At 45.3% G+C, this 23,925-nt stretch carries 27 protein-coding genes; 17 read left to right on the top strand and 10 right to left on the bottom strand.

Translation table 11 applies throughout. The features are described 5' to 3' along the window. The first annotated feature begins 122 nt into the window (after nucleotides 1-122). A complete protein-coding gene (locus tag ACFSKO_RS01095) occupies nucleotides 123-590 on the top strand; it encodes a DUF3592 domain-containing protein (protein WP_380247503.1) in 468 nt (155 codons plus the stop codon). A gap of 50 nt (nucleotides 591-640) precedes the next feature. Here the strand turns inward: ACFSKO_RS01095 and ACFSKO_RS01090 are convergent, their stop codons facing one another. After that, the gene (locus tag ACFSKO_RS01090; protein ID WP_380247501.1) at nucleotides 641-1,051 is read right to left on the bottom strand and encodes a hypothetical protein; all 411 of its coding nucleotides are present in this window, start codon (nucleotides 1,049-1,051) and stop codon (nucleotides 641-643) included. A 295-nt stretch (nucleotides 1,052-1,346) separates the two neighbouring features. Here ACFSKO_RS01090 and ACFSKO_RS01085 point away from each other — a divergent pair, with 295 nt between their 5' ends. From ACFSKO_RS01085 to ACFSKO_RS01070, 4 genes are all read left to right on the top strand, one after another. Continuing rightward, a complete protein-coding gene (locus ACFSKO_RS01085) occupies nucleotides 1,347-1,799 on the top strand; it encodes a VOC family protein (protein WP_380247499.1) in 453 nt (150 codons plus the stop codon). A gap of 300 nt (nucleotides 1,800-2,099) precedes the next feature. Further along, the gene (locus ACFSKO_RS01080; RefSeq protein WP_380247497.1) at nucleotides 2,100-2,798 is read left to right on the top strand and encodes a toll/interleukin-1 receptor domain-containing protein; all 699 of its coding nucleotides are present in this window, start codon (nucleotides 2,100-2,102) and stop codon (nucleotides 2,796-2,798) included. 237 nt (nucleotides 2,799-3,035) lie between these two features. Next, complete coding sequence (locus ACFSKO_RS01075) at nucleotides 3,036-4,778, top strand: hypothetical protein (protein ID WP_380247495.1); 1,743 nt, start codon at nucleotides 3,036-3,038, stop codon at nucleotides 4,776-4,778. A gap of 324 nt (nucleotides 4,779-5,102) precedes the next feature. Then, complete coding sequence (locus tag ACFSKO_RS01070) at nucleotides 5,103-6,071, top strand: hypothetical protein (protein WP_380247493.1); 969 nt, start codon at nucleotides 5,103-5,105, stop codon at nucleotides 6,069-6,071. 706 nt (nucleotides 6,072-6,777) lie between these two features. On the opposite strand, the gene ACFSKO_RS01065 is transcribed toward ACFSKO_RS01070, so the two are convergent. Beyond that, nucleotides 6,778-7,308: a TetR/AcrR family transcriptional regulator gene (locus ACFSKO_RS01065; RefSeq protein WP_380247491.1), complete on the bottom strand. Its 531-nt coding sequence runs from the start codon at nucleotides 7,306-7,308 to the stop codon at nucleotides 6,778-6,780. Between the two features lie 219 nt (nucleotides 7,309-7,527). Here ACFSKO_RS01065 and ACFSKO_RS01060 point away from each other — a divergent pair, with 219 nt between their 5' ends. Beyond that, the gene (locus ACFSKO_RS01060) at nucleotides 7,528-8,298 is read left to right on the top strand and encodes a YdhR family protein (protein WP_380247489.1); all 771 of its coding nucleotides are present in this window, start codon (nucleotides 7,528-7,530) and stop codon (nucleotides 8,296-8,298) included. Nucleotides 8,299-8,656: 358 nt separating this feature from the next. On the opposite strand, the gene ACFSKO_RS01055 is transcribed toward ACFSKO_RS01060, so the two are convergent. From ACFSKO_RS01055 to ACFSKO_RS01035, 5 genes are all read right to left on the bottom strand, one after another. After that, nucleotides 8,657-9,028 (bottom strand): alpha-ketoglutarate-dependent dioxygenase AlkB family protein, encoded by a 372-nt coding sequence (locus ACFSKO_RS01055; RefSeq protein WP_380249406.1) that lies wholly within the window; start codon nucleotides 9,026-9,028, stop codon nucleotides 8,657-8,659. A 128-nt stretch (nucleotides 9,029-9,156) separates the two neighbouring features. After that, nucleotides 9,157-9,645: a DUF4447 family protein gene (locus ACFSKO_RS01050; protein WP_380247487.1), complete on the bottom strand. Its 489-nt coding sequence runs from the start codon at nucleotides 9,643-9,645 to the stop codon at nucleotides 9,157-9,159. Between the two features lie 299 nt (nucleotides 9,646-9,944). Next, a complete protein-coding gene (locus ACFSKO_RS01045) occupies nucleotides 9,945-10,484 on the bottom strand; it encodes a YaeQ family protein (RefSeq protein ID WP_380247485.1) in 540 nt (179 codons plus the stop codon). A gap of 251 nt (nucleotides 10,485-10,735) precedes the next feature. Continuing rightward, the gene (locus ACFSKO_RS01040) at nucleotides 10,736-11,218 is read right to left on the bottom strand and encodes a hypothetical protein (protein ID WP_380247483.1); all 483 of its coding nucleotides are present in this window, start codon (nucleotides 11,216-11,218) and stop codon (nucleotides 10,736-10,738) included. A 243-nt stretch (nucleotides 11,219-11,461) separates the two neighbouring features. Continuing rightward, nucleotides 11,462-11,998, bottom strand: coding sequence for a MarR family winged helix-turn-helix transcriptional regulator (locus ACFSKO_RS01035; RefSeq protein WP_380247481.1), 537 nt, complete (start codon nucleotides 11,996-11,998; stop codon nucleotides 11,462-11,464). Nucleotides 11,999-12,112: 114 nt separating this feature from the next. On the opposite strand from ACFSKO_RS01035, the gene ACFSKO_RS01030 reads away from it, so the two are divergent. The 6 genes from ACFSKO_RS01030 (at nucleotide 12,113) to ACFSKO_RS01005 (ending at nucleotide 16,309) form a co-directional block, all read left to right on the top strand. Further along, complete coding sequence (locus tag ACFSKO_RS01030; protein WP_380247479.1) at nucleotides 12,113-12,715, top strand: nitroreductase family protein; 603 nt, start codon at nucleotides 12,113-12,115, stop codon at nucleotides 12,713-12,715. A 73-nt stretch (nucleotides 12,716-12,788) separates the two neighbouring features. Beyond that, nucleotides 12,789-13,718 carry a DMT family transporter gene (locus ACFSKO_RS01025; protein WP_380247476.1) on the top strand — a complete coding sequence of 310 codons (930 nt, stop codon included), beginning with the start codon at nucleotides 12,789-12,791 and terminating at the stop codon, nucleotides 13,716-13,718. A gap of 288 nt (nucleotides 13,719-14,006) precedes the next feature. Next, nucleotides 14,007-14,972, top strand: a complete 966-nt coding sequence (locus ACFSKO_RS01020) for a CsgG/HfaB family protein (protein WP_380247474.1) — start codon at nucleotides 14,007-14,009, stop codon at nucleotides 14,970-14,972. Continuing rightward, nucleotides 14,972-15,268: a hypothetical protein gene (locus tag ACFSKO_RS01015; protein WP_380247472.1), complete on the top strand. Its 297-nt coding sequence runs from the start codon at nucleotides 14,972-14,974 to the stop codon at nucleotides 15,266-15,268. Before ACFSKO_RS01020 ends, ACFSKO_RS01015 begins: the two co-directional genes overlap by 1 nt. Nucleotides 15,269-15,290: 22 nt before the next feature. Beyond that, a complete protein-coding gene (locus ACFSKO_RS01010; RefSeq protein WP_380247470.1) occupies nucleotides 15,291-15,650 on the top strand; it encodes a DUF4810 domain-containing protein in 360 nt (119 codons plus the stop codon). After that, on the top strand, nucleotides 15,647-16,309 hold the full coding sequence (locus tag ACFSKO_RS01005; RefSeq protein WP_380247468.1) for a DUF799 domain-containing protein: 663 nt from the start codon (nucleotides 15,647-15,649) through the stop codon (nucleotides 16,307-16,309). The genes ACFSKO_RS01010 and ACFSKO_RS01005 overlap by 4 nt, the downstream gene beginning before the upstream one ends. A gap of 89 nt (nucleotides 16,310-16,398) precedes the next feature. Here ACFSKO_RS01005 and ACFSKO_RS01000 read toward each other — a convergent pair whose 3' ends face one another. Continuing rightward, nucleotides 16,399-17,343: an AraC family transcriptional regulator gene (locus ACFSKO_RS01000; protein ID WP_380247466.1), complete on the bottom strand. Its 945-nt coding sequence runs from the start codon at nucleotides 17,341-17,343 to the stop codon at nucleotides 16,399-16,401. Between the two features lie 185 nt (nucleotides 17,344-17,528). Here ACFSKO_RS01000 and ACFSKO_RS00995 point away from each other — a divergent pair, with 185 nt between their 5' ends. From ACFSKO_RS00995 to ACFSKO_RS00980, 4 genes are all read left to right on the top strand, one after another. Then, complete coding sequence (locus ACFSKO_RS00995; RefSeq protein ID WP_380247464.1) at nucleotides 17,529-18,071, top strand: DUF4142 domain-containing protein; 543 nt, start codon at nucleotides 17,529-17,531, stop codon at nucleotides 18,069-18,071. Between the two features lie 3 nt (nucleotides 18,072-18,074). Beyond that, nucleotides 18,075-18,440 carry a plastocyanin/azurin family copper-binding protein gene (locus ACFSKO_RS00990; RefSeq protein ID WP_380247462.1) on the top strand — a complete coding sequence of 122 codons (366 nt, stop codon included), beginning with the start codon at nucleotides 18,075-18,077 and terminating at the stop codon, nucleotides 18,438-18,440. A gap of 82 nt (nucleotides 18,441-18,522) precedes the next feature. Continuing rightward, nucleotides 18,523-19,122, top strand: coding sequence for a TetR/AcrR family transcriptional regulator (locus ACFSKO_RS00985; RefSeq protein ID WP_380247460.1), 600 nt, complete (start codon nucleotides 18,523-18,525; stop codon nucleotides 19,120-19,122). Between the two features lie 79 nt (nucleotides 19,123-19,201). Further along, entirely contained in the window at nucleotides 19,202-20,035 is an 834-nt protein-coding gene (locus tag ACFSKO_RS00980) for an SAM-dependent methyltransferase (RefSeq protein ID WP_380247458.1), read from the top strand. A gap of 34 nt (nucleotides 20,036-20,069) precedes the next feature. On the opposite strand, the gene ACFSKO_RS00975 is transcribed toward ACFSKO_RS00980, so the two are convergent. Next, entirely contained in the window at nucleotides 20,070-21,041 is a 972-nt protein-coding gene (locus ACFSKO_RS00975) for a zinc transporter ZntB (RefSeq protein WP_380247456.1), read from the bottom strand. A 423-nt stretch (nucleotides 21,042-21,464) separates the two neighbouring features. Between ACFSKO_RS00975 and rarD the strand changes: the two genes are divergently transcribed. Further along, nucleotides 21,465-22,364 carry an EamA family transporter RarD gene (gene rarD, locus ACFSKO_RS00970; RefSeq protein WP_380247453.1) on the top strand — a complete coding sequence of 300 codons (900 nt, stop codon included), beginning with the start codon at nucleotides 21,465-21,467 and terminating at the stop codon, nucleotides 22,362-22,364. 93 nt (nucleotides 22,365-22,457) lie between these two features. Here rarD and ACFSKO_RS00965 read toward each other — a convergent pair whose 3' ends face one another. Then, complete coding sequence (locus ACFSKO_RS00965; RefSeq protein ID WP_380247451.1) at nucleotides 22,458-23,744, bottom strand: glycerate kinase type-2 family protein; 1,287 nt, start codon at nucleotides 23,742-23,744, stop codon at nucleotides 22,458-22,460. Nucleotides 23,745-23,925 lie beyond the last annotated feature (181 nt).

Here is a 23,925-nt window from a genome sequence, read left to right as displayed (position 1 = left end):
CCGCGCCCGACTAATGGATAATTGCAGATCAGGCGCAGGTTAGAGTGCCGTGGTCATGGGTTACACTGGATGCTCTGAGACGGGGGCGTTCTTTAAAATACACACGAATTGTGGAGAGCGAAATGAGCCTGTCACTTGGGTTTGGTATCTTGTTTACGTTAGTAACGATTATGTTTGGCTATTTGTTTTACCACAACTTTACCCATGCGAGTGCGCTCGACAAACGGGGGATTGTTACGGGGGCAGAAATCATCAGGAAATTTGAACAATCCTCGACGTCCTCTTCCAATCTTTCAATTACGAATAACCCGAAATCAAGAAAACAAGGCCCGACGTCATATCTTGTGGAATATGAATATGAAACCCAAGGTGGGCAGGTCATTCTTGAAACTGAAAATGTTGGAAAAGAATATCAAGCGTCATTGGAAATCGGGGGTATTTACGATGTTAAATATGATCCGGAAAACCCTGACATATCCACACTGTCTTATGTTGGTGGCTATGAAAGAGGTGTTCGAACGCTTCAAATACTGATAACAATCTTCTCTATTCTGAGCTTAATCTGCTGGGGCTTTTATTTTAGAAAATAGCCTCATAAAAAAGTGCCGTATATTTGAAGGAATACTGATTTTTGGGCTTTTTAAAACAACTTTGCGATTGGCGCGGGCCAAAACCGCCACAAGCCCACAGTCATGACAGAGCAAACAGCAGATAGCACAAGCCACCCCGTTAAATTTCCAGAATTCCGAATGCCGTTACTGAGATCAAAGGGCATGAACCATTTTTGTGCGCCGAGCGCCACAGCAACGCTAAACACCCCAGCGATGACCATTGGTATAAAAACGATTAAACCGCCCAAGCCCATTGAACCCGGCGTGTGCGTCCAGAGTAATGTGAGTGCTTCTGTAATGCAGACGCAGATTAAGGGGAGGGCCAATATAAGGACGACTGCATTGCTAAAGGCGAACCGAACACCGATTAACTTAAGAATAAAAACCGTCGCGATGCCAACACTATAGCCCGCGATTATGATTCCCAATTGAAACAACATTATATTCCGCCCCTTGATCGTTCCACTCAAACAAAGAGTGTATTTTTATTGATTGAGGTTAGCATAAGGGGAACGGTTCAATATTGAAAGATTGAACAGCTTAACGTGTTCGACATCTGATAATCTATCAATAAGAAATTTTTCGATGACGAAAATCATCTTTACAGTTTATTTTAATGTTGAATTTGAACTCTACTTTTGGTGGAAAATTAATGGAATATTCAAAATGCATGTTATTTTGGGCAACAAAATAGGCATCGGTTCGTAATAGATGTAAAAATTGTAAGGATAACACATGGAAGATCGAGGATTTAAGGTACGGGCGTTGGGCGAAATTGCGATCCGATGTCGAGATAAGAAAGCAATGATGAAGTTTTATGGTGAGGTGATTGGGCTCGAACACCTTGCGGGAGACGTTGATGACACTGTGACATTTTTCAAGATTGCAGAAGGGTTCGGCGGTCACACCAGCGTGCTTGCACTGTTTCGCCATGACCGCGAAACCACCAGGATGCATATCGTTGGAGACCAATTACCTGAAACAGGAGCAGGGTCGTCGTTGCACCACATTGCTTTGTCACTGCCTTATGAAGAACAACAAGAAGTAATGGACTGGTATGAACGGATCAATCAGGATTATAGTGTAAAATTGTTCAATTGGGTTGGGTGGCGTGGGATTTTTACCCGCGATCCTGATGGAAACACAGTGGAGCTGGTGGCATATGATCCTGAATGGTCAGTGGCTTGATCAATAGTTTATTTGAATAAGCTGCGCTCTGTTTGCTGAGCAGGCATTATATGATTTGTTTTTGATTTTACAGTCGCTTTTTATGATGAACTCAAGGCACCTTTGAGTATTGATATTTATATTATTTTCAATCATAAATAAACATATAGTATGCAGCGTCGTCGAACTCGTAAGTAGGTATTGAAATGTCAGCTTTCAACCCAAAGCGGAAGTTAGCAAAAGTAAACTCTCTATTTGATCCAGCCAACCTAATCGATAAAAAAATGTCAGAACTTCATCATCCTGTAAGGAGAATAAAACATGGCAAGATGCACTGCGCCTGTGCGAGGACACAGTTCGGCCGCCGCTGCCGCAAGTTGTCCCGCATGCCGTTATAGAAGTGGCGGCTATCGCAGCAGCTACGGCTCATCATACCAATCGTATGGCAGTAATAATAGTAGTAGCTATGGAAACAGCAGCAGTGTTAGATCCACTAGCAGCGCAAGGCCCCGTTGGTCAAAGGCAGGTTCGTCGGTATCTTACACACCTGCACAAATCCAGTCACTCACTCCGGTGAGAGAAGCCGTTGAGGTTCGAGCGGCAACGCAACCTGACCTTCGAGACGCCTTCCTATGCCATGCGTGGGATGATCGCAAAGGGCCAGCTAAAGATCTGCATGATTTGCTTGAGAAGGCTGGTGTTAAAGTCTGGTTCAGCGAGAAGGACCTTGGGCTCGGTGTGCCAATGATGCGTGCCATCGACAAGGGACTAGCAAACTCTCGAATTGGACTTGTGTTGGTAACCCCTGCGATGTTGAATCGCCTACCTAAAGAAAGCGTTGCTGACAAAGAGCTTTCTGCACTACTGGCGGGTAATCAGCTTATTCCAATTGTACACAACACTTCATATGAAGCTTTACGCAATGTTAGCCCATTGCTCGCGTCCAGAACTGGCCTAGATACTACTGAAGATACAATGGCAGAAGTCGCGAAAAAAATTGCTGAACTGGTCGAAGTCTAACTTTGTGGTTTTGTGCTCAAACAAACGAAGCCAAAAGAGCAGTTAAAAGCTAGTCCTTTAAAAAACCGGTTTTGGCACCATCAGTTGGAAACGACCCGAAGTAGATATTATGCCCTCAATATTTTCCTAATATTCTAGTAAGAGTTTACGGCTAAGTTTACGAAGATAATTTATCTTTATATCAATAGATTACATGTTGGTGAAGGGATAGGTGAGGACAGAAAAGGTAATTAAATAATGATCAGCGAAATTATGATCAAGAACATCAAAGGTATCTCAAACAAGACTTTTAAGGTTCAAATACAACCTAATAAGCCCAATATCCTTGTCGCCCCAAATGGATTTGGTAAAAGCTCGATTGCCACTGCCTTCTCATCAATGAACAGTAGTCGGCTCAATCTTGATGAAAAAGATCATCATAAAGAGGACATTTCCCTCTTGCCAGAGCTTAGCGTTACACTCAAAGGGCAAAAGCTTACTGCTGATCAAACCAAGAATGATATCCGTAATGAATATGACATTTTGGTAATCAATAGTGGGCTTACGCCAAAAGCTAAAAAGGGATTCAGAGGGAGTGTTTCCTCCAGTTTGGAAGTGCAATCGATCCAAATTTGTAAGATTCCTGATAAAGCTGATTTTAGCTATAAAGTTGGCGATATTAGAGCTGCCTTTGGCACAAACGGGAAGATTCTACCAAATATATCTCAGCTCCTAAAAGATACTATTCTACCTTATGTTGTCGAAGGTATTGATTTCTCTAAATTTAGCCAAAAACGTATCAAAAATGCGATAGCAGCAGTAAAAGACAAAATTAATGAAAGAGACGGTAGTTCCGAAGCGATAAAAGGCTGGATTGGTGAGAATTGCTTCGCTGACTTTGAAGCAATAAGCCCTTTAAATGAGCTAACTGAACTTCTCAGAAAATTAGGAAAAGAAATTTCACATGTGGACAGCTTTTTAGTCACCTACCAACTTGCAGAAATACATGTCGCTGACACAAAGAAATTTAAACGTGCTATAGAATGGTTAAGATATTCGTCTATTAAAGATCATTATGATCATTTGCTGTCTAATTTCTGCAGCTCTGGATGGCAATGGGCTAAAATTAATGAGGACAAGAAAAAGAAAACTCTATCGATCATTTTTCCGAAAGCTCATCAACTCTCTAATGGGCAAAGAGATATGATAACTCTTGTCGTTCGTTTGCACAAAACCCTATACGAAGGGACAAAAAAGCCTTTAATTTTGATCATTGATGAAGTTTTTGATTACCTAGATGATGCAAATTTGGTGGCATTCCAGTACTACGTTACTTCTATTATTGAGGCTTACAAAGATCGTAAACAAGAAATCTATCCAATAATACTAACTCATCTCGATCCTGGTGTGTTCTTTGATTTTTGTTTCAATAAACACAAAATTCAGGTCACTTATTTACTAGCCGGGTCGACTGGAAAATCTAAAGACACGCTAAAATTAATTGAAGTGCGGGATACTAACGAACAACTCAAAGAGAGATTAGAGAAGTACTGGTTTCATTATCATACTGACCCGGACGAATTTCTGGGCGAAACCTGGCCAGGCAATTTGCCTGATGGGTGGAGATCTTCAAATAATTTTCATGCATACACTAATAGTGAATTGGAACGCTATCTCGGTAGCAAAAAATATGATCCACTAGCCGTATGTTTTTCAGTTAGAGTTAGCATCGAAAAACTCGCCTACGTTCGTCTTTCTCAGCAAGATGATCAAAATGAATTCATAGATAACGTTAGAAATACTAAGAAAAAAATAAATTTTGTAGCAAGTAAAGGAGCAGATATCCCTGAAATCTATTTTTTACTTGGCCTGATATACAATACAAATCTTCATTGGAAACAGGGGCGAGACTATATATCTCCGCTCGTAGCAAAGCTGAACCATCCTACGATTAAGCAAATGATAATGACAATTACAGACACAAGCGACCAAGAAGAATGAGTATTCCAAGATAAAGTTGATCAGACCATTTTTCAATCCATCAGAGTGCGAAAGAGGATAAGTCTATTTAAAAAAAAGATTTTGTTGAACTAACTTCCGCTTCTGGCACGAAACACTTATAACCATGGCCCGATTTATAGTTGCATAAAAAGTGAGCCGAGAATTATGATTTCAAGCTCATTATCATTTAATTCGAGCCGAGACTAATTGTAAGCTTCCGGTCTCCCCCGCCTATATCTCACTTTATAATCTTTAAATGTAGGCGGGGGAGACCGGATGCTTACAAATTATACATACGGATAACAGGAAAAGGAAACATAGGGCATGAAGCCAATAATAATTGATGCGGCCACTATTTTTGATCCAGCTAGGCTGTTAGCTGTATTAGCGTCTGTGGATATCAGACACTCGGAAGTGTGGGTCTCACAGCGTTATGATCACTTTAAAGAAAAAGATTTTATTACTGGATTTGGTACGGATAGCAAATTTGCCCTTCTTCCAGACAAAAATGGTAAATTCAAAGCAGACCCTCTGGATATACCGCTACCAAATGAAAAGTTAGACCCAAAGTCAAACATGACTGGCCCCAAAATATTGCGTTGGGCTCTCGACAAGGGAATGGTGGTTCCCAAAGATTTATATAAATATGAAGAACTTGCTATTGAGCTGGAAGTTGAAAACAATATTAGTCATTTGTCCGAGGCTATTATGCTTGGCCCCCCCGCTGAATATGATATTCGTGCGGGTAAAGAAAGAACTGAAGAATACCTTGAGAGAGCCGGAAAAGATACACTTGGACCTGAATACGCGTGGCGATTAGAACCTTACGGAATAGGTCATGGCTTAGGGTTAATTTTGGCCGCAGCAAAAGAGGACAATGTTGAACCATTTATCAGTCATCCAAATTTTCGCGATAATATCTCATCCCATAACTACACGTATTACAAACGCGGAAAAGAACTTGGCTCAGCATTTGGAAAAGAGACTCAGGAAACTAATTACGATATCGAAGAGTCACTCAAATTGGCCAATAAGTTACTCACAAGCCCTGAGCCGGTAGATATTTCACAGGTAGCTTTTTATTTAAGTCAAAGAGAGCGAATAGAGTCTATCGCCGGAATTATTACTGCATCCAAGGAGTTAGAAACAAGAAACAAAGATTTAGGAATCATAACAAGTAAGACTGTGGGGACTTATGTTTTCGATGTAGCATTTTTTGGAGGGATCCCAGTATCTACAGGACTAGTATCATTATATGATATTGGGGCTCGTTTTTTCAAAACAAAAAAATAGAAAAGATAGAGTTCAAAATCTGCGCCTAGGTTGAAGTTCTGAAAAAAAGGAAGACGGGGCTTTATTACGGTTCCGTTGCAAAAAAAACTCAGACTTATTCTTCAACGATTATATGTATGAATTCTTGTTCTTTTTACACTTAAATAGTGAAACAAAAAACGCTCTGGACTTATGAAACAAAGCGTTTTTACTTTTGAAACATTATTTATGGAACAAACTCAAATACAGTTCAATTTGAAACAAGAAATTTACAGGAAAATTTATAATGTTGTTTTCTTAATGTCTAACGTCCGCTTCTGGCACAAAGCGGTCCTCACTGTTCAGATGGCAGAACGACAATTCTGAGAACAACGTGACCAAACTCAAATATCGGTCAATTACTTAACTGGGCGTATTACAGACCTTCGCGCGGCCTCAAACTTTTAGGTCCAATTTTCAAAAAGCAGTTATTCGACCACCAATTGAGGAAAACTTACTGGCAATGGCGGCAAAAAACCCTTTTTTCTATATACTGCATCCAACCCGAACGGATGCTACAAGCATTAATCTGACATTACCGCGCTTGCAGGGGAGGCCATTTCCGAATTAGTCACGCACCTCAACATCTGGTTAAGCGATCCATTGGACAAGGTCTTGTTGCGATATAGCTCATTAAGCCGAATGTGATGTGCTTCGCCGAACTCATCCACTTCCAAGCCACATCTTTCTATACGGGGCCTACAGCGCGGGCTTGTCCTGCTACAACTACCGCGGCGTCCCGGATCGTGGTTGCAACAATTTCAGCAGTATCATGACTACCCAGGGCGCGAGCCATGTTCACACCACCTGTCAATATGCCCAGAAATGCCCAGGCACGTTTAAGGCGTTGTTCTGTTGTGCCGCCTTCCAACCCTTCGGATACCAAGTTGGCAATCCGTGTCATTTTTTCCAGATAGATCGCCTGTGCGCTTTCTTCGGCACGCATGGTACCCACGGTGAGCGCAGCCATAGCGCATCCGCATTCGCGATCTGTTCGATGTGCTGAATCAAGGTAATATTCGGCAAAAGCGACCAGCCAGTTCTTACCGTGATCGCGCTGACGGGCCGGCATGTTTTCAAGCACCTCGTCCAGACCGTCACCGAGGACAATTTCAAAGGCTGAAGATTTTGATCCCAGATGCGTATAGAAGGCTCCTGAAGTGACACCGGCTGCTTCTGCTATACCATCCAACGCAAACGCCAACGCCCTGAAATCCATCCCGACGAAAACTTCTGCTGGCCGCTCGCCGGATTCGTAAATTTGTTGCTTCACGTTTGCTGAGTTTTTCCATTTTTCATACAATATAACGATCGTTATTTTTATATTGACAACGATCTTACTCTCACTTACATATAAATTTATAACGATAGTTATATTTTAAAAGCTTCACAACTGCAAGCCCGTTGGTATGCAGAAAAACAGAAACGGAATATTAACATGACACAACCAAATTTTCCCACAGAACACTCAACACGGCGCAATATGCTACAAATGTCTGCGATTGGTGCGGGCGCAGCTCTATTTGGCGTAACGGCAAGCGGTTCTGCTAAGGCCACTACTCAGACTGACACATCTCAGGCGGCATTCGTTTACACCGAGGTGCAACTTTCTATACCATTCGATCAGGCACCTTGGAAAAGAATTAGTGATCAAATTCTCAAGCAGCCAGGCTTCATAAGCAAAACATGGTTGTCAGGTACGCCCAACAATTCTGTAGGTGGCTTTTATGCGTTCGATACGGTCGCGAATGCGCAGAAATTCGTAACTGGCTATTTCCCCTCAGAAGTACGGGAGTTCAGTGTCGGCCACACAACCCGGATTTTCAATGCGAATGTAGTCCGCGACGCCAGCATAGATATGGGGTCTCCGGATTTTGGAATCAAAGCCGGGGCCAAGCCGGGCGCGTTTGTCTACACTGAAGTACAGTTAATTATGCCCTTTGAGGACATGCCCTGGGGTGAGCGTAACTCTGCTCTGCAGTCGCAAAAAGGCCTAAAGTCCAAGACTTGGTTGAGCGGTTGGAACACTCAAACAATAGGTGGCTTTGATGCTTTTGATACAATTGAGAACGCTACAGAGTTCGCGGTCAATGCTTTTCCTGAAACTGCCAAAAAGCTGAATGCTGCGTTTTATACACGGGTGTTTGATGCCAACGCTACCGAGGAAGCCAGCCGATATCTTAACTCACCTTATTATGCTGCTACTTGACGTGCGTGGTAGCCATTGGGTGTTGAAGAACCCTTTCTAATCGAAGGAACGTTCATATCGTTGATGGCACAACGAGTATTCTATAGCGTTATAATGAACCACTATCGGCCGCAGCCGGTAGTGGTGATACATGCACCGAAAAGCTATGTTTTAGGTATTAAAAGGGCTCGGAGGTGTCGTTTTGTCTATTAAGGGGAATAGCCGATAAGAGACATTGCCTTAAAGTCTGAGGAGTTCGCCTAGACCAGGAATAAGTCATCCGGAAGGTCAGGCAGATGCGCTCACCTGTTGGTTTGTTGGTCTTGGGGATTTGGTGTAGCCAATAGTGCTGGGTTTCGCCCTTCATCAATAACAAATTTCACGCCTGCAAGTTGATATCGAACGGCAGGGTCACGCCTGACTTTGGCTTGAATTGGAAAACCCGATCACCGCCAAAACTGAGAGAGGCGATGGCAGGATTTATTCCCAACTCTGCCTCATCATCCGCATGCCAGGCGACGCTGTCGCGCTCATGACGGTAGAGATTGCAGAGCGCGTTATTATAGGTCAATCCAGTAAGGTGTTCTGCCCGGTCCTTGAGACGTAACAGCAAAGGCGTCATCGGTCTCGCTGGCATGTGCAGGCGTGAATAGGTATAGGGTGAATCTCCATACCTTTGTTGTAAACGGGGGGGGACGGTCCGGCCATGTAAGGAGATTTGCGCCTGTTGCCAATCCAGATCGGTTTTTATCTGCTCAAAATCTCTGCGCTTTCATTTGCCGATAGGCCTGAGGGAAACAAGAAATATCTGCTTGTGGGGCGGATATTGGGTTGGGCTTGTCACAGGCATTCTTGTTTCCACTCATTAACCTAACGGTTCTATGAACTGGCAGTCGCGGCCCAAGCGGCACGGTTGGCTTCGCTATCTTCATTTGAACCAAGGAAAACTTGATAACTCTCTGGGTCGAAGGTGACGGGCACCAATGTGATGTCTTCTCTATGAAGCTCTATGCGTGCCCGGGTGATAACTGTGCTGTAGAGCTTGTGATAGCGAAATATCTTGTATAAATCCGGTTTCCATTCTTTAAATAATTTATTGCCGAGGTATCGTATAACGGGAACGCTTTTCGGCTTACCTTTGGCTTCGACGATATCGTCGACGGTCGCGAGAACATCTTCCACATAATCCTCAACTGTTTCTTCGAGTTTGAGCAATTCTGCGGCCTTGTCATCAGGGATTTCGGAATTTCCTTTTATCCAGCTAAAAAGATCTTTTGCCTGGACTCTGAGAACGCCTGCGGCCTCCCGATGGGTCAAGCCCATTCCAAAGATAATATCATCCATTTGATCGGGGGTAAGTTTTGACAATTTATAACATCCTGTTTTCTGAAGGTGTTGTTAGAGTAACGTGAACAGTAAGAGCAATAAAGTTACAAAGCTTCATCCGTGTAAAAATTAGGGGATGGTATGAAGCCTGATTGTTCTGGCGAACCGGACGAAATCTGAAAATATTCCAAATCAAATCCAGATCAAGGGACACCTTATTTGCTTGAAGGCTATATGTAGAGAATGCCTCTTATCGTTCTGCTTATAGCAGATTTATATCCGCTCTGGGATCAGTATTATTTCCCTCGGCTAAATTTTTCAGGTTTTTAAACTTTTCAATTTCAAACTTTCCAATTTTGGGGGGTAACATGAACGATAGTATCGCCATCACTGACCATCACATCGCCGTCTTGAATATTTACCTGCAACTTCATTGAGCGACTGGCTAACTTTTCGAGCTCACTGGTGTCTGCCTTTGAAAAGTTTGTAACCTGAAGATTATCAAACCGGGTCGTTTTGTTTTTGGTTTTCTCCCACCACATCTCTGCGGTACTGCCGCCGTAACAATAGACAACCACTTTTTGGGCCTTGCCACAGGATTGTCGGACAATCTTTTCACCTGGCAGGCCCAATGCTACCCACAGCTCTATCTCGCCACTCAGGTTTTTCTGCCAGATGTCCGGCTCATCATCGGTTGAAATACCCCGGGTAAATTCCAATTGCTCATGGGCATTCAGGGCAAAGCCAAGCATACGCACCATCAAGCGTTCATCCTTTTCCGAAGGATGTTTGGCAACGGTCAGATTATGGGTCTCGTAATAGTGACGATCCATATCGGCAACGGAAAGTTCAACTTTATAAATGGTGGCTTTCTGCGCCATGTTTTGTGCCTGTTCTGATTTTGCCTGTTTAGATTAATTCCGGGATGGGAAATAATCTGGGGTCTATGATTTATATGAGGCTCTTGATTAAGGTTAGTGAAGATAGAGATGTGTAGTGGGTCTGGTGGCTTTGGGAAAGCAGATAACGACAGGGCTGGGCCAGACACGGTCCGGTTTTCGTATTCCGCTATCTAAATCCCCATCTAAATCCCCATCTAAATCCCCATCTAAATCCCCATCTAAATCCCTTGTCAGAAACTTCGGCGTTGTTTTCGTGTGTCTTTTCTATTCATGACCCAAATTCCACCAACGACGAAAGCGAAAAACAAAATATGGAGCCAAAGTTTTGGCCCGGTTTGGGTGTTTAATGCCGATAAGGTATCAAATGAAGGAAACTGTTTGGTGTTGACGAGTTTTACAACCCATTCGTTGGCAGGGGTTGCGGTAAGGGTCGTTGCCCAACCCAAGAACATGATTTGACCAAGGCTAACGAATACTGAGCGATTAAAATTAAATATGAGAACAGAAAGCAGTGTGTAAACAAGTGAAACCCCAACATGCACGCCCCAAGACAGGATAAGGGCGGTAGTATCGCCATAACCACCATGGGCAATATATGCTGCGGCATGCCGAGACGTTAAGGTTTGCATACCAAACAGAGGCTGCACCAGGATAAATGTGATGCTGGCAATAAGGCCCACCATTATGGTCGTAACAAGAATATTTTTTTGCAATGTATTCAACTCTGCTAAAATTTTAAGATCAATAGATGGTAGTGATCAGTTTAAGGAAAAGGCTTATTTGAACCTTTCCTTCAAAACTGAGATTTAAATTCACAAGTGGTCATTATACACACTGAATACTAGTCTCTGGCTCAATACGACCCTCGGGCTTAATACTAGTCTCCTGGCCTAATTTAATTGATGATTTCTTTTGTGTTCCAGATCTTAATCAGCACAGGTTTAACTAGCAAAGGTTTAACCGGTACAGACCTTAACCAGTAAAGCCCGGAGCTGATCACGCTCGACCTTTGTCAGGTTGCTCAACATATCTTCTTCGGTTTTGACGTGGGTGAGGACCATGGCATCGGCGAGGGCGAAGCCGTCATCTGTTAGCGCAACTTTGAGGCCCCTGCGGTCGTTCGGGTCCATCATGCGTTTGATCAGGCCGCGCTTTTCCAAACGGTCGAGGCGGTTGGTCATGGCAGAAGTCGACAACATCATGTCTTTGGCAAGGTCAGACGGGGACAGGGTTTTGCCGATGCCTTGTCTGCGCAGGGTCAAGATCACATCAAATCCGGCAAAGTCCAGATCGTAGTTAGACAGGTTCGCCAAAACGCCTTGGCGCAATTTTTCTCCTGCGCGCCAAATCTCTCCGCATACCGCCATTGGACTTGGATCGAGATCAGGACGCTCTCGCCGCCACTGATCCAGAATATTGTCCATGGGGCCGCCGCAATAGGATTTGTCTTGTGAAGGCTTGTTGCTGGATTCCGGGTGTGGGTCTTGACTCATAACAAAATGCATCCTATATAATTTGACGTCAAACAATTTGATATCGAATTACCATGTATCAAAATATCCTAAATAGAGATACATAAGGTTCATCTAAAAGTAAAGGAGCATGCGATGACAAAAACAATGAATGCGGACCGGATTTCTGAGTACCCGATCGAACCGCTTTTCCTCGACCGCTGGTCACCGCGGGCTTTTGAGGCCACCGTAATACCTGCTTCTGATCTTTTGACCATCCTCGAAGCTGCGCGCTGGGCACCGTCTGCGTTTAATGTGCAGCCTTGGCGTTTTCTCTATTCACAGCGGGATGACGCGCACTGGCAGCAATACCTGTCCTTGCTTGATCCGTTCAATGAAAGCTGGGCACAACATGCTTCTGCGTTGGTGTTTGTTCTCTCAGACACGGTGATTTCAGGTGATGAAAGCCGTCCGGACAGCGTGTCTAATTATAACAGCTTTGATACCGGGGCAGCCTGGGCGCAGCTTGCGTTACAGACCACAGCACTTGGTTATCAGGCCCATGGCATGGCCGGGGTCCATTTCGATAAGTTGCGCGAAAGTCTTTCCATACCAGAGCGGTACAAAATCGAGATCGCGGTTGCGATTGGCAAACGTGCTGATCCCAAGATGCTGCCGAAAGAGCTTCAGGAGCGCGAAGCTCCCAGCCAAAGGCGCGCCATTGAAGAGATCGCCTTTACGGGGGCTTTCCCCAAATAGGCCAATTACGGGCCTTTCTTAAGAATTAAGCAGAGCCAACTTACGTAGCCAGGAAATTAGAGAGTAAGCAGTTATGTCATTATCTAGTGAAAATACAGCCAAACCTTCTGGTTCAGGTGTCATGCAGAGCTCCGCTGTTCTGCTGCTTTTGACCGGCACGATGATCGGCTTCAATTTTCCACTGGGTAAAATTGCGGGGGATGCAGGCGTATCTCCCATGCTGTGGGCGCTGCTGGTTTCGCTTGGCGCGTCGGGAATGTTGCTTCCTGTTCTGTTGGTCAAGCGTCAGTTGTCTCTGCCACGGGGGCGCACGCTGCGCTACGTTGTGATCTCGGGGTTGATCTCCTTTGTATTGCCAAACTTGTTACTTTTCAGTGTTATTCCCCATGCGGGATCTGGTTATACCGGGCTGATGTTTGCCCTGTCGCCTGTCTTTACCCTGAGCCTGGCGGTGTTGTTTCGGATGAAAACCCCAAGCATATTGGGGATCGCGGGCATAACAACGGGGTTGATCGGGGCGGTGATTGTGAGCATCACCCGCGGATCTGCGCCCGAAGCCCCGGACTTGATCTGGATCGGGGCCGCGATCCTCATCCCCGTGGCGCTGGCGTGTGGAAATATCTATCGCACAATCGATTGGCCCGAAGATGCACAGCCAAACGTTCTGGCTTTCTGGAGCCATGCTTTTTCGGTTGCGGTCTTTATCGTGCTGTTGTTAATCACAAACGGATCACTGCCCATAAACGAGCTGGCCTTTGCGCCGACTGCGGCCGCTGCACAAATCATCATCGCGGGGCTGACCTTTCCAGTGTTCTTTAAACTCCAGCAAAAAGGTGGCCCTGTGCTCCTGAGCCAGATCGGCTACGTCGCCGCCGCCGTCGGTCTGATCACCGCGACATTTATCTTGGGCGAAAGCTACAGCCTGATGACCTGGGTCGGGGCAGGCGTGATCGCCTGTGGGATCGCGATAACCGTTGTGGCGCAGATTAAGGAACGGTTGTAAGGGTGATTTTGGGGTGCGCCCGCCGCGGCGGAAAATAATGATTACATAGTTGCATAAAATTGAATGTAAATATTATGAGTTACCAAGCAATAACAGAGAGATAAGTGACGTTATCTTTAAAAGAAGATTGTTGGTATTTTTACCTTGCCTATTTCAGTTTTAAGTAGAAGATCTCTCCCTGATATTTTATGCGTCGGCATTAATATTTATCGTTTGGGATATGTATTTATTGAGTGTCTGCTGTTTTTGAAGCGTGCACTTAAGTTAAAGCAGAATTGGTTAGTTATAATGATTAAAAATGTTTTTTGGATAGGGGCCGCGTCGATTTTGTTGAGCGCGTGTGCCGTTCCAGGTAAGGTCGCGAAACCTGTTGAAGCACCCGTTTCTAAGGCTGCTCAAGAAGAAGCGCAAAAGCAAACAATTGCAATTCCTGAAGTTAATCGCCTGAAGCGCAAAGTTGCAATCGCACGCTTTTCTAACGAAACAAGATATGGGAAAACCTTCCTGCGGGATGGTGAGAATGATCCCTTGGGCAAGCAGGCGACTGATATGTTGTCTTCCCGCCTGGTCGAATCTGGGAAATTCCTGGTGTTTGAACGCCCGGATATCGAGAAGGTTAAGAAAGAACAAGAATACACTCAAGCTTCAAACTTGATTGGTGTTGATACTCTTATCGTTGGATCCGTCACAGAGTTTGGCCGTAAAACTGTCGGTAAAAGCGGATTTTTAAGCTCGACCAAAAAACAAGTCGCGCGTGCCAAGGTGGAAGTTCGCCTTGTCGACAGCAAGACAGGCCACGTTTTCTTTTCTGCCAATGGTGCTGGCGATGCAAGTAACGAAGCCAACAATGTCGCTGGTTTTGGTAATCGGTCTGAATATGACGCGACTTTGAACGATAAAGCAATTGCGGCAGCGATTGCCTCGGTTATGAACGAAGTTGTTCGCAAACTTGATGAGCGTCCGTGGCGCACAGATATTTTGAAGCTGGAAGGCAAAACCGTCTTTATCAGCGGTGGAGAGCGGCAGGGGCTGTCTGTTGGAGATACCCTTGATGTCATGAAAGCCGGGGAAACTATTCGCAGTGGTCAAAGCGGATTTGATATCGAGTTGCCAGCAGCAAAAGTCGGATCCCTGAAAATAGTAAGTTTTTTTGGCACCGATGAAACCAACGAAGGGTCTGTGGCTCAGGTTGTGGACGGTGAACTTGGTAATATAGACGTAAGCGGATTTTTTGTTGCTGAAGGAGCAAACTGATGCGGACTTTTATCGTTTTACTTTCAGCAATGTTTCTTTTGTCGGCCTGTGTTCCGGCAGAGACAACGAGGACCCTTGATGAACGCCCGAGTGTTGGTTTTGCCAACGTGCCAAAAGATGCTGAGATCTTTGTGGATGGCTTGAGCATGGGCCTTGCTGGTGATTTTGACGGAGAGTCTCGCAGCCTGACTCTGATAAACGGCAGCCATAAGATTAAGCTGATGCAAAATGGGCAGGAAATCCTTTCACAGGACGTCTATCTGAACGGGCCTTCTGTCACGATTTTGCGGCCGTAAGTTATTTATTTTTTGGGGGGAAATGATGCGAAATTATATGCGCATGGGATTTCTTGTGGGAACGGCTGTTTTATTATCAGCCTGTGTCGTACAGGAAAAATATCACTGGGGAAGTTACGAGCAAGACCTGCTGACTTATTACCGCGATAGTGACAAGGAAACTGTATTGGTAACAAACCTTAGTGAGATGATCACCAAGGGCGAAGAGAACGGTAAGGTTCCACCAGGCATTTATGCGGAATACGGTTATCTGTTACTTGAGAGCGGCCAGGCCAAAGACAGTATTTTGTTCTTTACCAAGGAACAGGAAACCTGGCCTGAATCTACAACCTTGATGAGCGCGATGATACGTGTTGCTGAAGGGGAGGCGAAGAAGCAATGAGATTTATAAAATTGTTTAGCCCCATCTTGGTACTTTTGGTTCTTGGTGCCTGCCAGCATGTGGCGGAACCTTATGATTATACTAAGTTACGTGCAGAGGATCCCCATTCAATCCTTGTGGTCATGCCCGTGAACAAAAGTGTTGAAGTTGAAGCGCCTCATTATTTCCTGTCCACGATTAGCCGCCCTGTTGCGGAGAAAGGGTATTACGTTTTTCCAGTAAATTTGGTGAAACGGATCATGGAAGAAGAAGGAATGTCTGATGCTGATCTGGTCTATAACTCGGACCCGACAGTCTTAGGGGAGCTATTTGGCGCGGATTCAGTTCTCTACATCTCAATTGATGAGTGGACTTCGCAATATATTGTTTTAGATGCCCGGACCACTGTCAGCTTTTCCTATACGCTCAAGAGTGGCGAAACCGGAGAAACCATATGGGAAAGTGCTTCGACGATTTCCTATTCTCCTAATGATGGGAATTCAGGTGGCGGGCTTGCTGGCCTCATCGTACAGGTTGTTGCCTCTGCGATTGAAAAAGCATCCCCGAACTACATTCCTTTGAGCCGACGCGCTAATTTTGCTGCGGTAAATACAAAAAACCAGGGATTGCTTCCTGGGCCATACCACAAGGATTATGGTGTGGAGACACCGTTACCCTAGCCGATGGTTCGTATTTCAAATTAGAAAAGAAGGAGAAGGTTGAATTTTCGACCTTCTTTTTTTTGGGAAATTTAGTGTCGAGATGTTTATCAGCCCGCCATCTGCACTGAACGCCTGTATGTTGCTGGAGCTTTGAGGTGGTGTTTTTTGAACACACGGCTGAAAGCGGCTTCGGACTGGTACCCGACCTTTTCTGCGATTTCGATGATGGACGTATCTGTATTGGCGAGTTCTTGTCGTGCGATTTGCATGCGCCAATGGGTGATGTACCCCAGAGGTGGCATGGTGACGTATTCTGAAAAGCGAGCCACAAAAGAGGTCCGTGACATTCCTGCGATTTGGGCGAGTTCTTCAAGCGCCCAGGGATGACCCGGAGTCTTGTGGATCTCGGTGAGGACGCGGGCAATACCGGGATCGGCAAAGCCTGCCAGCACGGGAGCATTTTTGCCTTCATTTTCGAGATAAGATCTTAAAGCCTGGGCAAAGATGATTTCAGACAGTTTCATCGCGATTAAATCGCTGCCCATTTGTTCCCGGCCCGCTTCATTCCCGATAATCTTGAGGGTGTTTTCCATCCAGGCCCCGGAAACCGCGCCGTAATTTTTTATATGTATGTGGGCGGGTAGAGCATCGATCAACAGGTGTTGGGCGTCTTTCCCAAATGCAAAGTGTCCGCATATGAGTTGGGTTTCGTGGTGGGTGCCAAACTCGCCATAGACCAGCGCGCCCGCTCCGGTAAAGCCGGATTGTTCGACGACGGTATCCAGTGATGTTGCCGGGTTTTCTGTGTTGGGATCGCAAAAAAGCGTATGTGCTGCACCTCTCATGATAATCAACAAGTCACCCTGTTCCAAGAACACAGGTGGTTTATCTGGTTCAATTCGCACGAGACAACGGCCCTGATGGGCAAAGTGAAATCTGGCCACGTTTTCAAAAGAAGGGACGCGGATGCTCCATGGCGAAGTAAAGGAGGTTCGAAAATACAAAGTCCCGGCCATTTGCATGCGAGAGAGTATGTCGCTGAGTAAATCCATCTATGAGCCTTTTGTTTGTTAAGTAGACTATACCTTAAATTTTAAAATATTGATAAATTTTGGACGATTGATCAAGAATTTAGAATTTATGGTCATTCATCAAACTGAATTTATATCGTTCAATAGATTTTCTGCAGGGTGGGTTAACTAGATCTGCATCACAGAATTTACGAAGGATATTGATTATGAAGATCAAAACATCACTGCTGGCCTTTGGCCTTTCGGCTTTTCTTTTTCAGGGAATAGCTCAGGGGGATGCTCGGGCAGATGCGCCAGAAGATCTCAATGATCTTGAGATTGCGCATGTGGCATATACTGCTGATAATATCGATATCAGGTATGCGCATCTTGCTTTGGGGATTTCAAAAAATCCGGCAATTCATGAGTTCGCAAAAACGATGATCCGTGATCATAATGCGGTTAATGAGCAAGCATTGGCGCTTCTTGCCAAACTCAAAGCGCAACCGCAGGATAATTTCTTGAGTAAGACTTTGGTGTCCAATTCTGAAAAGCTCGTTGATCAAATGAGCAAACTACGTGGCGCTGAGTTTGATAAGTTTTATGCCGAAAACGAATTGGCTTATCACAAGGCGGTAAACGGGTTGGTTGAAAACGCCTTTATTCCAAACATTGAAAATGCTGAAGTTAAAGCCCTCTTCAAAGCAGGTCTTGAAATTTTCAAAGCCCATGAAGGGCATGCTGCAATGATGGTAAAAAAGGTACAATAGATCATGCAAGCCACAAGGCGACAGGTCTTGGGAAAGGCCGCGGCAGCATTTGCTGTTGCGGCTTTTGGCCCCTCCATTCTCAGTAAACGCGCCCGTGCTCAATTCCCTGAGCAACACCGTGTGGAAATCACGGGGTTTAATTTTGTACCAGATAAATTGAGTGTAAGATCTGGAGATACCATCACCTGGATCAATCATGATATCGCACCGCACACAGCCACTGCAGATGATGGCTCTTGGGACACGGGTGAGGTGGGCAAAGGTGAAGAGAGGAGCCTTTTGGTTACCACTAATATGTCTTCGACTTATTTCTGTCAGTTCCATCCCATGATGAAGGCGCGTTTAACCGTTACGGTGATTGACGGCTGACGAATATATCGTGAAACCATCTTGATTTTCATTTTATATTTCATATATTAGATCGAACGATCTTAATTGTATGGGCAATGGTATGGCGCGTGTTCGGGAGTTTGATGAGACTGATGCTTTGGAAAAGGCGATGGGTCTTTTTTGGCAAAAAGGCTATTCAGATACATCCGTCAGAGACCTCGTTGAACATACGGGGGTCGCGCACGCTGGGCTTTACACGGCCTTTGGTGGAAAACGCGAACTCTACCAAGCCACCTTGGATCACTACAATCTTACCTATGGCAACATGCTCTTTGGTCCGATGGAAAAACCGGATGCCTGTCGGGCGCAAGTTGAAGAGTTTTTCTATTTCATTCTTCGGGCTGTGAAGTCTGAAACTTTTAAAAACGGCTGCATGATGTGTAATACGGCGGTTGAGTTTGGCAATGATACTCTTGGCAACAGCGGTTCAATAGATGTGCTCGCTGTTGCCAGTGCCAATGTCGAGCGTATGACTACGGCTTTGGAAAATGCCCTCAAACGCGCCCTTGCCGATGGGGAGGTGAGAGATGATCTCGATCCTGTTGCAACGGCCAGTTTTTTTTGCACGGTGTTTTACGGCATAGCCGTTCTGTCCCGATCAAAAACCAATCCCAAGCGAATTGAGGACACGATCGATATGGCGCTGGCTACACTGGATTAACTCTGCACTTAAGAGTTACAGATGGTTGGCGTCTTTTTTTATCAATAAAAGATCAATTGATCTTAAATGGAGAATTTACATGCCAAGTTTTGAAAATGAATATTACGAGCTTAAAGGGTTACTCGGCAGGATCGAAAATGGGTTGGAGAAAATCGGGGCATCGAGAGATCAGGTATCGCTGGGCCAACTCGCCCAAGTGGATGAATTCCATTTTCGAGGGCTCGCGGCCACCAAAGAACTCATCGGGCAGTTAAAGGTCGGAACAGGAGATCATGTTCTTGATGCGGGTTCTGGTCTTGGTGGCCCGGCAAGGCAGCTGGCAGTGGCAAACGGATGTCGGGTAACGGGGGTGGATCTGAGTACAGAATACTGCGCAACAGGGCGTGCGTTAAACAAGTGGGTTGGCCTGCAAGATCTGGTGAGGCTGGATCACGGCGATGTCACGGACCTGAGCCGATATGAGGACAATAGTTTTGATGGTGCCTGGACCATACATGTTGGTATGAACGTGGAGAACAAGGCGAAATTTTACGCGGAAATTTTCCGTGTTCTCAAGCCCGGAACAAGTTTCTTGATTTATGATGTGGTGGCAAAATCAGCGCAACTGCCGCTTTATTTCCCAATGCCCTGGGCTAGAAATGAGAGCAGCAGTTTTGTCGTGACCATTGAAAATTTACGGGAGGAGCTTACAGGCGCCGGGTTTGATTTGGCTGATACCTCTGATCTGACAGCTCAAGGTACCGCATTCATTGAGCAGTTTATTGAGCAGCTGCAACAAGCCGACACACCGCCGCCTCTGGGGTTAAACCTTGTGCTTGGCCCGATCATGAAAGAAATCGTTCCCAACATGAAGCGTAACTTTGCCGAGGGACGCATTGGGTTAATTTCTCTGCTTTGTATCAAACCTGCTTAACGAACAAAGCGGGGCGGAAAGGATGATGTTCTTGTCAGAACCACTTTAGTTTCTTGAAGATTGTTATCTGGGCAAGGACAATCACGATGAGCATGCCAGTAAAAATCCAGAAGGCATTAACATTGTCTCCGCCGGGGATGCCACCAACATTGATACCAAGCAATCCGGTTAAAAAACCGAGTGGCAAAAATATTGCGGCGATAACCGACAGCACATACATGTTTTTATTCAGTTTGTCGGCGAGAATGTTTGCGAGCTCGTCTTTGATGATTTGGGCGCGTTCTCGTATGGCGTCCAAATCTTCAACGTAGCGAATAATATGGTTATAACTTTCCTGGATTTGACGTTTGTCAGTATTGTCGAGCCAATCCATGTCAGACATACGAAGTTGTCCCATCGCATCGCGCTGCGGGGCCATGTAGCGCCTAAAGATGATGGCTTGTTTCCGGATATTAATAATACTTTCACGTATGGATGTATCGGCGTTTTCTAAAATCATTTCTTCTGCGTTATCAACCCGTTCGTCTAATTCAGATAGAACAGGTTCCATATGATCAATCAAGCGTGACGCCAGCATGGAAATAAATTGACCGGCATCTTTGGGGCCTTTGCCCGCTTTTATCTTTGCTTCAATATCGTAAACAGATTTGAGTTGTCTTTTTTGTAAGCTGATAATGCGGTGGCTATCAATCCAAAATCGAATGGAAATCATATCTTCCGGGGCGGCATCTTCATTTAGGTTGACCCCGCGGAAGATGATGAGAGCGCCGCCTTCATTCTCTGTAATACGTGGTCTGGTTTCTTCGGCGGTTAAACTGTCGACGATAAAAGGATCCAGATAGGATATTTCTTTTCTAAGCCACTCTTTAGTGTCGGGATGATTCACATCCAAGTGAACCCATGCGAGTGCATCGTCTTTGAGTTGCTGGCTAATTGCATCACCTGTAAGCGGGATGCCACCACCTTCGCCATCAAATTCATATGAGAGTAGTATATGACTGCCCATTTTAATCCCCTAGTTCTCCATGGAAGTGATTGCGTGACAGCTTTGGCCAAAGAACATACTTCAAACAAGAGCTTAGTGTAACTGATCGTTGAATGAAGAACAAAATATCCCTGTTGAAACTTTTACGAAGGAAATATGAGGTGTTTCAAGGACGGTGGCAGAAATCAAGTTAAAGCATTTACTTTATAACCTAAACGATAATGTGTTTTTAATTTGTTGTAGGTGATTGAGTAAATTCGATAGCCGAGTAAAAAAACTAATGGTCAAACCCTTTTATGGGCACGGTTTGGTTAAAACTGCTTTGATACAAAAGATTAAATTGGTTTGGAATATTTTATAAAATAAATTAATTGAACAGGCTTTGTGTCTGGCTAATGCAAAAAGTGAGGCGTAAGCTGTATAAAATTTCAGGGAATTTAATTTATGACACGCGACAGCTTACAGGGTTTTTTTCTAGCTCTGGCCGCCTTTTTGTGGTGGGGACTTACACCACTTTATTTTAAAGAAATAGCTGTTGCTGATCCTTCTGAAATTTTGAGCCATCGTGTTGTCTGGTCCTTAGCTTTACTTGCAATTTTGTTGCTACTTCGAAAAAGATGGGCAGAGGTTCAGGAAACCTTTCGCAATCCCCGCATTTTGGGATGGCTCCTTCTGAGTGCTTTTTTGGTAGCAACCAATTGGTTGATTTTTATCTGGGCTATTTCCAGTGGACGCCTCGTTGAAGCCAGTCTAGGGTATTACATTAATCCCTTGGTAAATGTTCTCTTAGGTGTGGCAGTGCTGGGTGAACGCCTGAAGACGCTACAGGCTGTTGCTGTCGCACTAGCGGCACTTGCGGTCGGTTACCTGACTTATATTGGCGGAACTTTTCCTTGGATTTCAATAGCTCTTGCGTTTTCTTTTGGGTTTTATGGTCTGATTAGAAAACGGCTTCCGGTCGGAGCACAGGTAGGACTTTTTGCGGAAACTGCAATGGTTGCTCCGCTTGCGATAGGCTATCTTATTTGGGGAGAAATGAAAGGCGAGAACGCTTTTCTATCTCATGGATGGGATTTTGATTTACTGCTGATGCTGTCTGGCGTTGTGACCACGGTTCCTTTGGTTTGTTTTGCGGCGGCGGCACGACGGTTGAACTATTCTACTATTGGAATAATTCAATATGTTGGTCCGACTGTGAACCTTCTTTTGGCTGTATTCTTGTTTGGAGAAGCGTTCACTCAAGTACACGCAATATCATTTGGGGCCATTTGGTTTGCGATTATGCTTTATAGCGGACAATCGTTGCTGGATATGAAGCGGGCAAAAAAACAGGTCGCAATCTAAGAAAAAACTGGGTTTGATAATAGCTCCTGTTACGACCAGTTAACGCCATACGGATTAATCTAAACGGGCAAATTTGTTTTAACCTGATATGTTTTAGCCTTTGGGAAGAACAAGGATCGCGCGGAAGTCGTTGACATTGGTTCTTGTTGGTCCGGTGATGATAAGGTCGCCAATGGCTTCGAAGAAGCCGTATCCGTCATTATTGGCCAAGCGGGCTTTGGCGCTGGTGCCTACTTGTTTGGCGCGCGCCAGTGTGTCCGGCCGGAGGATTGCTCCGGCGTTATCTTCACTACCATCAATGCCATCGGTGTCACAGGCCAGGGCATAGATATCTGCCGCACCATCAAGTTCGACTGCGAGTGCGAGCAAAAATTCGGCGTTGCGACCGCCACGGCCATTCCCCCGAACGGTAACGGTTGTTTCTCCACCAGAAAGCAGGACACAGGGGGCTTGAGCAGGTTGACCATAGGTGGCAACTTGTCGGGCGATCCCTGCCATGACCTTGGCAACTTCTCTTGCTTCACCTTCTATTGTGTCTCCGAGAACGACAGGGGTGATGCCTTTTTCTTTGGACAGCTTGGCGGCTGCAACTAATGAATCCTGTGGGCGAGAAATCATGTGCACGGAGCAATTATCAAAGCAGGGATTGCCGGGCTTTGGTGTATCGTTTTCGTCCTGGGCGATGTGTTGTGCAACCGCAGGGGATGGCACAATGTCATACTTTTCCAAGATCGCACGGGTATCCGCAAAGGTCGTTGGATCAGGTACGGTCGGCCCCGAAGCAATAACATCAGGATCGTCTCCTGGAACATCTGATATTAACAAGCTGACAACCTGAGCAGGGGCCGCCGCGGCGGCAAGTTGACCGCCTTTAATTGCAGACAGATGTTTGCGCACGGTGTTCATTTCAATGATATTTGCGCCTGATTTTAGCAGAGCTTTGTTAATGGCTTGTTTGTCTTCCAGAGAAACGCCTTCTGCTGGTAAGGCGAGCAGGGAGGAGCCTCCACCAGAAATCAGGCAAAGAACCAAATCGTCTTGGTTTAAGCCTTGAACTTTTTCATAGATCCGTCGGGCCGCTTCGCGACCTGCAGCATCGGGGACAGGGTGTGAGGCTTCAACGACTTCAATGCGGGTGCACTTTTCACCTTCAGGCATGTCGTGGTCATAACGGGTGACGACAAGGCCATCCAGAGGCGCATCCCAGTTTTCTTCTACGGCCTTTGCCATTGCTGCGGCGGCTTTGCCTGCGCCAATAACGATGGTTCGGCCTTTGGGATAGGGAGGTAGAAAGCCCGGCACAGCAAGGCGCGGGTTCGCGGCATCTAGTCCTGCCTTGAAGAGATCACGTAAGAAACTATTAGGATCGATAGTGCTCATCTTCAGGGCCTTTGTTTAAAATGGAGGCAGGAACGATAATATTCACAGGATTTTTTTCAGATTGCCTTTATGGAAACTAAGTGTGGTCCTCGTCAAGTCTCTGATAATAAAAATAGCGTTCTTTGCCGTTGAAACGAAAGATCTGGTCGGTTTTAACCTTTGGTGATACATAAAGTTGGAA

It is taken from the genome of Kiloniella antarctica (assembly GCF_042682825.1).
Classification (GTDB): Bacteria; Pseudomonadota; Alphaproteobacteria; order Kiloniellales; family Kiloniellaceae; genus Kiloniella; species Kiloniella antarctica.
Note: the sequence above shows the minus strand (reverse complement) of the source record. Positions and strands in the feature narration are given on the sequence as shown.